This is a genomic window from Peptoclostridium litorale DSM 5388, from assembly GCF_900141635.1.
Lineage (GTDB): Bacteria > Bacillota > Clostridia > Peptostreptococcales > Peptostreptococcaceae > Peptoclostridium > Peptoclostridium litorale.
Window position 1 is genome coordinate 1 of the sequence record NZ_FSRH01000025.1, and the last position, 8,348, is coordinate 8,348.

Below are 8,348 nucleotides of genomic sequence, written 5' to 3' on the forward strand. Positions count from 1 at the left end.
ACGTATATCATATCCCATATTCCGCCGCCCGGCCTTACCATGGGCTCGACGTTCATTTCCTTTTCTGTCACGCACTCTATTACGGCGCTTTTGGACCCGTCCACTCTTGAAAGAACGTCCTCAAGCTCGCCGTAGCTTTTCGCCCTGAACGAACTTATCCCAAATGCCCTCGCCAGCGTGCAGTAGTCCGTGTTGTCGCAAACGTCGACTGCGCTGTATCTCTCCTGCGTGAAAACCTTTTGAAGCTGCCTCACCATTCCAAGCGCGCTGTTGTTTAACACAACCACCGTTATTGGAATGTCGTAGGCGTTCATTGTCGCAAGCTCGTTGAAGTTCATTTTGAAGCTTCCGTCTCCTGTGATAAGCACTACTCTTTCAGCCCCTGCAGCCTTTCCCCCTATTGCCGCGCCGAGTCCGTAGCCCATGGCTCCAAGTCCCCCCGAACTTAAAAAGCCTCCTTTGGCTTCGAACTTCCAGTGCTGGGCAGTCCACATCTGGTGCTGTCCGACGTCAGTTGCGACAACGGCGTTAGCGAATTTTCCGTTTATCCTCGATATTATCCCCTTTGCATTGAAATTGATCCCCGAATGCATTGACTTTATCTCATTTTCCCTTGACCTTGCCTCTTCTATCCACGAGCTTCTGTCCATCTCTTTTGAAATGTCTGTAAGCCTAGGAAGCAAGGTTTTTATGTCTCCCCTTATCGGCATTGTATTTTGGACATTCTTGCCCATTTCCGTCTCGTCTATGTCTATTTGTATGACTGTCTTTCCTAATGCGTCCCCCTTGCATACGCTCCTGTCGCTGAATCTTGCGCCTACGGCGATTATAAGGTCGCTTTCAGCTATGGCCATGTTGGCAACTCTGTGGCCGTGCATTCCGCACAGCCCTAGTGAAAGACAGTGGCTTGACGGGAATGAGGAAAGCCCCATTAGTGTGTTTGCAACCGGTATGTCGCACTTTTGGGCAAACTCCAGTAGCTCTTCAAACGCCTTTGACCTTGTAACCCCCCCGCCTGCGTATATTACGGGCTTTTTGCTCCTGCCTATCTCTATTGCCGCCTCTTCAATCTGCCTGATTGTATCAGGATGTATTTCTGAAATCATGCTTTTTTCTTCTACAGCCCTCTGCTCATAGTCGACTATTTCAAGGAATACATCCCTTGGTATGTCTATGTGCACAGGGCCCGGCCTGCCTGAAGAGGCTATTTCAAATGCCTCCCTCACGGTCTGAACAAATCTCGATGCATCCGTAAGACTGTAGTTGTGCTTTGTGATCGGAAGCGTCATGGCTGTTATGTCAATCTCCTGGAATGAGTCCCTTCCAAGAAGCGCCGATGGTGCCTGCCCAGTAATTACCACCATCGGTATGGAGTCCATGTGGGCTCCTGCTATTCCCGTTATGAGGTTTGTGGCCCCAGGTCCGGATGTTGCTATGCAAACTCCAGGCCTGCCGCTCACTCTGGCGTAGCCGTCCGCCGCAAACACAGCCCCCTGCTCGTGGGCGGTCCTTATGTGTTTTATCCTGCCCGTATTTTTGTGAAGGGAGTCGTAAAGGGGCACTACGGCCCCTCCCGGATATCCAAACACCGTGTCTACTTTGTTTTCAAGTATTATCTCTATAAGTGCGTCCGATGCGCTTATCCTCAATACATTCACCCCCAAGGCTAGCGTTTTAGCCCTTGATCCAAGTCATCATAGATCTTAACTCTTTTCCAACCTCCACTATAGGATGCTCCAGCTCGTTTCTCTTTATCGAGTTGAAGTTAGGCCTGTTCAGAGCATTTTCCATAAGCCAATTTCTTGCGAACTCCCCGTTTTGGATTTCAGTAAGCGCCTTTTTCATTTCGGCCCTTGTCTCATCTGTAACTATTCTTCTTCCTATCATGTAGTCTCCATACTCGGCAGTGTCAGATATGCTGTATCTCATGTTCTCGAAGCCTCCCTCGTAAAGAAGGTCCACTATAAGCTTTAGCTCGTGAAGGCACTCGAAATATGCAACTTCCTTTTGGTATCCCGCGTTTACAAGTGTATCAAATCCTGCCTTTATAAGCTCTGTAACCCCTCCGCAAAGCACTGCCTGCTCTCCGAAAAGGTCTGTTTCAGTCTCCTCTTTGAATGTAGTTTCAAGTACTCCTGCTCTTGCAGATCCTATTCCTATCGCATAAGACATTGCAATGTCTCTTGCCTTTCCGCTGTAGTCCTGATGAATCGCTATAAGAGCCGGAACTCCTCCGCCTTCCGTGTACACCCTTCTTACAAGGTGTCCAGGTCCCTTTGGCGCAGCCATGAATACATCCACGTTTTCAGGCGGGTTGATCTGTGTGAAGTGGATGTTGAATCCGTGCGCGAATGCTAGCGCGTCGCCTTCCTTTAGGTTATCCTTTATGCTCTGCTCGTAAACCTCCCTTTGCTTTTCGTCAGGGATAAGCATCATTATAACGTCTGAAAGTCTTGCAGCCTCTGCAACTTCGTACACTTCGAATCCGTCTTTTCTCGCCTTGTCTGCAGACTTGCTCTCCTTGTGGAGTCCTATCACAACGTCTGCTCCGCTTTCCTTTAGGTTTAGCGCGTGGGCGTGTCCCTGGCTTCCGTATCCGATTATCGCAACCTTCTTGCCCTTTATTATTCCTGCATCTCCGTCTTTTTCATAGTACATCTTCGCCATTTTAATTCTCCCCCTTGATTTCTTTTATTTCTGATATTCCAAAAAGTTTTTCAACGTGCTTCATTGCATATTCAGGCGCGTATTCCGAGTCATCGCCAAGCGTTATCATCAGGCTCGTAGCCATACCTTCCACATGCTCCATGTTGACGTTTTTTATGTCAAATCTTTTTCTCTTGAGTATTCCAACAATCCTCAGTAGCGATTCCACTCCGTTTTCTGCCCTTATCTCAAAACTCCTGGCCATGCTCTACACCCCTTTTCATATTTTCACAGTTTTAAAAATCACTGGCGCACCATTTTATTCATGATTCTCATTTTAATGTATATTGTATCTTGCATATTATATACAATATTTTTGTGTACATCTGCTCATACAGTGACATACGCATACCTGTCATGTTAGTGGGTGCATACCTCATAATAAAAAACGCCCCTGAACTAAATGTTCAGGGGCGAATAATTTCGCGGTACCACCCTAATTGCCTGCCGACATGTCAGCAGTGCATCTCTTTGGCGCTCGCCTCTATCTATAGGAGATACAGCATAATGCTATTAATACCAGCAGAATAACTTTATAAAAAAACGCCCCTGAACTAACGTTCAGGGGCGAGTAATTCTCGCGGTACCACCCTAATTGCCTTCTGACAGTAATCAGTAAGACTTCTCTTTTGGCGCTTGCCTCAACCTTTAACGGGGTTAATCCGCCGCCTTCTACTCTTTTTCAAAGACGGTGCTCCAGAGCTACCATAATCTTCTCTGCACTATCGGCTCACACCACCCGCCGACTCTCTTAAAGCTGCCTGTAAGATATGCTCTCTTTCTCTGCATTTATCAAAATGTTTTTTGACTTGCTATAGTTTTGTATTCTATCAGCATATTGTACTCTTGTCTATAGTTTTTTGAAAATAAAAAAAATTTTACGTTTTCAGTTATTTTTTTGGTTTTTAAAAATTTTTTTCAAAAAATGTATTGACATATACTCCATATGATTTTATAATGACATACATAGCAACAAAATTTTAAAAATTCAGAATATTTAAAAGCAGTGACGGAGACAAAAATGCCTCCACATATCTCAAGAGAGCTAATGTTTGGTGAGAATTAGCGGTATGCGGCATATAATGATCACTCCTGAGCTTTCAAGTCGAAGCTTCAAAGTAGACTTGGACGTCCGCCAGCGTTACTTGGCTATATGGTTTGATAAAGACCTGATTAATGGAGTTGGCTTTTGCCATAAAATAGGGTGGTACCGCGGATAATACTTTCGTCCCTATGAATGCTATATATTTGTGTTCATAGATTCGAGAGTTTTTTTATTTTCAAAATCCGGTCGGTATAGGCTTTGCCTCATCTAGGCAGACTCTCCGGGGAGTGTGTGAATACGCCGTAAATATTCAGAATATTCCAAACCATATACTGAATTCTGTGTCTTGTATTTATTATTGTTTCAATGACTATTAAATTATTTAGGAGGAATTACAATGGAAAAAACTTTTGAAAAGAACTACAAAAACGAAAACAATGATGTATTCTCACCTTCAGTTGACTTCAGCAGCCTTAAATCTGAAAAAAGCGACGAACTTAGAAGAGAAGTTTCCCAGATGAACTTTAACTATTTTGGACTTGGAAATCTTGAACTGCTTTAATTTTTAAGTATCGCATGATATTTGTATTGATTCTATTTTTAGTATTTACACTTATAGGGGGAATTGCAATGAAAAATAACTGTGAAAATAATTTTGTTTCAGAAAACTATTCTGAGAATTTTAGCGGAGCAACCGACTTTAGCAGCCTTGAGGTCGAAGGTAAAAAAGAACATTCTGAGTTCAGAAGAGAATTAACACAGTCAGGACTAAACTTTATGGGTTGTGGTTCTTTCGAATTTTAATAAAACATAGAGGTGGTATATTATGGATAGCGACATTGGAATAGTCGATATTGAATCTTTCATATAGCCAGGGCTTCACAGATATTTTGTGGATGCCCTGTTTTTGTTTGTATATATATTTTTTGATTTACAGTTATGTTATTTTCGGAAGATTCTATGTTTTTGTTTTGCACTTACACATACGGGTAAATAATAAATGCCATTTAAATTTTCTCCTAATAAATATATCTCGTTCGGACAAAAATAAGGGCCCGCATATGCAGGCCCTTATTTTTATGCTATCTATTCTATTTTGTTGTTTCCTCTTTTGCTTTTTCATCATTCTCACCAAATTTAGAAAGAGCTTTTGCAGCTGCATCTTTTCCTCCAATTCCAAAAGCTATGGCTCCCGCTATTGCTATTGCACCTATTGTAAATCCGAATGCCATGTTTATTATCTCATTTGCTATTCCCATCTGTCTAAGCCCCATTGCCAAAGAAAGTACTATTATCGATCCCTTTGCAATTATGGACAACATCTCAGATGAGGCAGATTTTTTCTGGCCTATTATTGATGCTACAAGCTGCGCCAAATACAGTCCTATTCCTATTATTACAATTCCAAGGAGTATATGGCCTGCAAGCACTATGAACTGGTCAACTATATCCGCAAACATTGTAAGACCAAGTATGTTTGCCGCTTCGAGAACTGCAAAGAACACTATGGCCACCTTTACAAGATATCCTACCATATTCGGCAGTCTTTCCCCCGATTTTTCAGGGCTCACAAGACCTATATCCGAAAATATTTTTTCTATATTGAGTTTTCCAAGTATTCTGCTTACAAGATCTCCCACTATTCTTCCTATGAAATATGCAATATATACTATTACAAACGCCGAGAACAGGCTCGGTATGAAATTCATAACGCTGTCAAGCATATTTACAGCAGGTGCAGATATGGCCTTCAGGCCTATCATGTCAAATCCTGCAACAAATACAGGTATCAATATCAGTACGTATACTATTGTACCTATTATTTCTGAAAGTCTGTTTTTGCTCTCCTGATCTTCTTTTGCTCCTATTCTGTCTATTCCCACCGATTCAAGAATTTGAGTGACAGCCTTTTTTATCTTGGATGCTATGAACCAGCCTATAGCTATTATAAGAGCGGCTGCAACCAAGTTCGGAAGAGCCTGGAATATCTTGTCTATCATATTTTGTATAGGTGAGAGTATTCCTCCAAGTGAAAGTGCGCTTAGTATTGCCGGAAGGAATATCAGGAATACAAACCAGTATACTATCTCACCCACAGTCTGGCTGAGCGGTGCTATGCCTTCTCTCTGGGTTTTCATCTTTTCGTCTACTTTTACAGATTTAAGAGCCTTTACAACCAAGAATTTGAGTATTCTTGCTGCAACCCAGGCTATTGCCAAAAGTATTATGGCACCTATTATCTGAGGAATAAAGCTAAATATGCTTCCAAGGAAACTGTTAAGTGGCTGAGTAAGTCGTGTAAAGCCCAGAGCCTCAAACACTGCTATTATTACAAATATCATAACTATATAGTATATACTCTTCACTACCAGCCTTCCTACTTTGATTTCCTTTTCAGTGTCTCCAAACAGCTTGTTTACTCCTTCTTTAATCTTTGAATTCTTTTCAACAAGCTTTCCTGCGGCAGATGCTATCGCCTTTGCAACAAGCAAACCCACAAGTAATATAAGTATCGCTCCTAAAAATTTTGGAACATAAAGCATTATAATGTCCCTTGCACTTACTATCGGTCCCATAGTCATGCCCCCTTTATTATTTTTTGCACTTACATTTAGGCATATGTTGCATATAATCCATTTCTTACTGCAATATCCTTTTAATGCCAGTGTTGTTCTTTATATACCCCTACGTTTTCTTTAAAATCATATTTTAATTTCAGTATGCATTTCTATTCAAATGGATTTTTTGTAATAAAAAAACAGATGAAATGTATTCATCTGCAGCAGGCAAAGTGGTTTTTTAAGTTTTCAGTCTATCATAATCTATATCTGCAGTGCCTATATGTCAGCGTATTACAATACCATAGATTTATAGTCAACCCTTATCTATGTCTGATTCACAGCCTTCTATAAGGGACAGCTTCTTAGCCCTCGTAAGCTTTTTTATCTGAACCTCACGCTTTCTGGCATCGCTATCACTTTCGTATTCCTCCAAATATGCAAGCTCTACAGGAAGCCTAACTCTCGTATATTTTGAAGCCTTTCCCCTGTTGTGCTCCAAGAGCCTTCTTTCAATATCCTTTGTCCATCCCGTATAAAGCGTATTATCGCTGCAACGCAGCATGTATGTGTATGCCATAATAGTCACCGCTCTTCATTTGTTTAAAATCTTCCGTAAACTAAAAAAAACCTTCAAAAGAAATTATTCTTTGAAAGCATTCATACTTAATGGTGCGCCCACAGGGATTCGAACCCCGAACCTTCTGATTCGTAGTCAGACACTCTATCCAGTTGAGCTATAGGCGCATATTCAGGGCTTATATAAATAAAAATGGTGCGGGTGGAGGGACTTGAACCCCCACGTACTGGACACTAGATCCTAAGTCTAGCGCGTCTGCCAATTCCGCCACACCCGCATGTGTGATATAAGTATTAAATTGGAGGCGGCACCCAGATTTGAACTGGGGGTGAAGGAGTTGCAGTCCTCTGCCTTACCACTTGGCTATGCCGCCTCAGATGGTGACCCATCCGCGACTCGAACGCGGGACACCCTGATTAAAAGTCAGATGCTCTACCGACTGAGCTAATGGGTCATAATATTTGGGGTGGATAATGGGAATCGAACCCACGACCTCCAGAGCCACAATCTGGCGCTCTAACCGACTGAGCTATACCCACCGTAATAAATGGTCGAGGTGGAGGGACTCGAACCCCCGGCCCCATGGTCCCAAACCATGTGCGCTACCAAACTGCGCTACACCTCGAATCAAAACAAGTTTCATGTAATTAAGATGGTGGGCCTTCAGGGACTCGAACCCCAGACCTACCGGTTATGAGCCGGGCGCTCTAACCAACTGAGCTAAAGGCCCATCTTATGGTAGCGGCAACAAGGATCGAACTTGTGACCTCTCGGGTATGAACCGAACGCTCTAGCCAGCTGAGCTATGCCGCCACTTAACACTTGATTTGATTTTATTTGGTGCCCAGAGGCGGAATCGAACCACCGACACGGGGATTTTCAGTCCCCTGCTCTACCGACTGAGCTATCTGGGCGTATCTGGCGGAGGGGGTGGGATTCGAACCCACGTGGGCTTGCACCCTAACGGTTTTCAAGACCGCCCCGTTATGACCACTTCGGTACCCCTCCGTATTGCTTTTTAAAGTTAAGATGGTGACCCATCCGCGACTCGAACGCGGGACACCCTGATTAAAAGTCAGATGCTCTACCGACTGAGCTAATGGGTCGTATCTTTGGCTGGGGATACTGGACTCGAACCAGTGCATGCAGGAGTCAAAGTCCTGTGCCTTACCGACTTGGCGAATCCCCAATGTTTTAAATGGCGCGTCTGCAGGGATTCGAACCCCGGACACACGGCTTAGAAGGCCGTTGCTCTATCCTACTGAGCTACAGACGCATAATGGAGCGGGTGAAGGGGATCGAACCCTCGCAACCGGCTTGGAAGGCCGGGGCTCTACCACTGAGCTACACCCGCATTTAGTTGAAAAAGATGGTGGAGGAAGCTGGATTCGAACCAGCGAAGGCGCTGCCAACAGATTTACAGTCTGCCCCCTTTGGCCACTCGGGAATTCCTCCATTT

At 43.5% G+C, this 8,348-nt stretch carries 7 protein-coding genes, 15 tRNA genes and 2 other annotated features; of the genes, 2 read left to right on the plus strand and 20 right to left on the minus strand.

The features are described 5' to 3' along the window. The 3 genes from ilvB to BUQ87_RS14555 all read right to left on the minus strand — a co-directional run. The coding region (ilvB, locus tag BUQ87_RS14545; RefSeq protein WP_052636258.1) for a biosynthetic-type acetolactate synthase large subunit at positions 1-1,649 on the minus strand (1,649 nt) is incomplete at its 3' end. Between the two features lie 25 nt (positions 1,650-1,674). Then, positions 1,675-2,667: a ketol-acid reductoisomerase gene (gene ilvC / locus BUQ87_RS14550; RefSeq protein WP_038266829.1), complete on the minus strand. Its 993-nt coding sequence runs from the start codon at positions 2,665-2,667 to the stop codon at positions 1,675-1,677. A 1-nt stretch (position 2,668) separates the two neighbouring features. Continuing rightward, on the minus strand, positions 2,669-2,911 hold the full coding sequence (locus BUQ87_RS14555; RefSeq protein ID WP_038266833.1) for an ACT domain-containing protein: 243 nt from the start codon (positions 2,909-2,911) through the stop codon (positions 2,669-2,671). 355 nt (positions 2,912-3,266) lie between these two features. Next, positions 3,267-3,499 (minus strand) — a binding site (T-box leader). Between the two features lie 204 nt (positions 3,500-3,703). After that, positions 3,704-3,942, plus strand: a binding site (T-box leader). A gap of 206 nt (positions 3,943-4,148) precedes the next feature. Between BUQ87_RS14555 and BUQ87_RS15350 the strand changes: the two genes are divergently transcribed. Together BUQ87_RS15350 and BUQ87_RS15355 are read left to right on the plus strand one after the other, a co-directional pair. Beyond that, entirely contained in the window at positions 4,149-4,313 is a 165-nt protein-coding gene (locus tag BUQ87_RS15350; protein ID WP_159434356.1) for a hypothetical protein, read from the plus strand. A 68-nt stretch (positions 4,314-4,381) separates the two neighbouring features. Continuing rightward, positions 4,382-4,555 carry a hypothetical protein gene (locus BUQ87_RS15355; protein ID WP_159434357.1) on the plus strand — a complete coding sequence of 58 codons (174 nt, stop codon included), beginning with the start codon at positions 4,382-4,384 and terminating at the stop codon, positions 4,553-4,555. Positions 4,556-4,842: 287 nt separating this feature from the next. On the opposite strand, the gene BUQ87_RS14560 is transcribed toward BUQ87_RS15355, so the two are convergent. From BUQ87_RS14560 to BUQ87_RS14640, 17 genes are all read right to left on the minus strand, one after another. After that, positions 4,843-6,327, minus strand: a complete 1,485-nt coding sequence (locus tag BUQ87_RS14560) for a mechanosensitive ion channel (protein ID WP_052636306.1) — start codon at positions 6,325-6,327, stop codon at positions 4,843-4,845. Between the two features lie 298 nt (positions 6,328-6,625). After that, positions 6,626-6,889, minus strand: a complete 264-nt coding sequence (locus BUQ87_RS14565; protein ID WP_038267168.1) for a GIY-YIG nuclease family protein — start codon at positions 6,887-6,889, stop codon at positions 6,626-6,628. A gap of 90 nt (positions 6,890-6,979) precedes the next feature. Then, a tRNA-Arg gene (locus BUQ87_RS14570) sits at positions 6,980-7,056 on the minus strand. Positions 7,057-7,082: 26 nt separating this feature from the next. Further along, positions 7,083-7,166 (minus strand) — tRNA-Leu (locus BUQ87_RS14575). A gap of 22 nt (positions 7,167-7,188) precedes the next feature. After that, a tRNA-Cys gene (locus BUQ87_RS14580) sits at positions 7,189-7,262 on the minus strand. Positions 7,263-7,267: 5 nt separating this feature from the next. Further along, a tRNA-Lys gene (locus BUQ87_RS14585) sits at positions 7,268-7,343 on the minus strand. An 8-nt stretch (positions 7,344-7,351) separates the two neighbouring features. Further along, positions 7,352-7,428: transfer RNA gene (locus tag BUQ87_RS14590), tRNA-His, on the minus strand. A gap of 9 nt (positions 7,429-7,437) precedes the next feature. Beyond that, a tRNA-Pro gene (locus tag BUQ87_RS14595) sits at positions 7,438-7,514 on the minus strand. Positions 7,515-7,542: 28 nt separating this feature from the next. Further along, a tRNA-Ile gene (locus BUQ87_RS14600) sits at positions 7,543-7,619 on the minus strand. 6 nt (positions 7,620-7,625) lie between these two features. Further along, positions 7,626-7,702: transfer RNA gene (locus BUQ87_RS14605), tRNA-Met, on the minus strand. A gap of 25 nt (positions 7,703-7,727) precedes the next feature. Beyond that, a tRNA-Phe gene (locus tag BUQ87_RS14610) sits at positions 7,728-7,803 on the minus strand. 5 nt (positions 7,804-7,808) lie between these two features. Beyond that, positions 7,809-7,897: transfer RNA gene (locus BUQ87_RS14615), tRNA-Ser, on the minus strand. Between the two features lie 22 nt (positions 7,898-7,919). Then, positions 7,920-7,995: transfer RNA gene (locus BUQ87_RS14620), tRNA-Lys, on the minus strand. Between the two features lie 7 nt (positions 7,996-8,002). After that, positions 8,003-8,078 (minus strand) — tRNA-Gln (locus BUQ87_RS14625). Positions 8,079-8,088: 10 nt separating this feature from the next. Continuing rightward, positions 8,089-8,165, minus strand: a tRNA-Arg gene (locus BUQ87_RS14630). A 4-nt stretch (positions 8,166-8,169) separates the two neighbouring features. Next, positions 8,170-8,243 (minus strand) — tRNA-Gly (locus BUQ87_RS14635). A gap of 16 nt (positions 8,244-8,259) precedes the next feature. Beyond that, positions 8,260-8,344, minus strand: a tRNA-Tyr gene (locus BUQ87_RS14640). Positions 8,345-8,348 lie beyond the last annotated feature (4 nt).

Coding starts and splice junctions, on each gene's coding strand:
- BUQ87_RS15350 (WP_159434356.1), top strand. CDS start 4,149: ATGGAAAAAACTTTTGAAAAGAACTACAAAAACGAAAACAATGATGTA.
- BUQ87_RS14565 (WP_038267168.1), bottom strand. CDS start 6,889: ATGGCATACACATACATGCTGCGTTGCAGCGATAATACGCTTTATACG.
- BUQ87_RS15355 (WP_159434357.1), top strand. CDS start 4,382: ATGAAAAATAACTGTGAAAATAATTTTGTTTCAGAAAACTATTCTGAG.
- BUQ87_RS14560 (WP_052636306.1), bottom strand. CDS start 6,327: ATGGGACCGATAGTAAGTGCAAGGGACATTATAATGCTTTATGTTCCA.
- ilvC (WP_038266829.1), bottom strand. CDS start 2,667: ATGGCGAAGATGTACTATGAAAAAGACGGAGATGCAGGAATAATAAAG.
- BUQ87_RS14555 (WP_038266833.1), bottom strand. CDS start 2,911: ATGGCCAGGAGTTTTGAGATAAGGGCAGAAAACGGAGTGGAATCGCTA.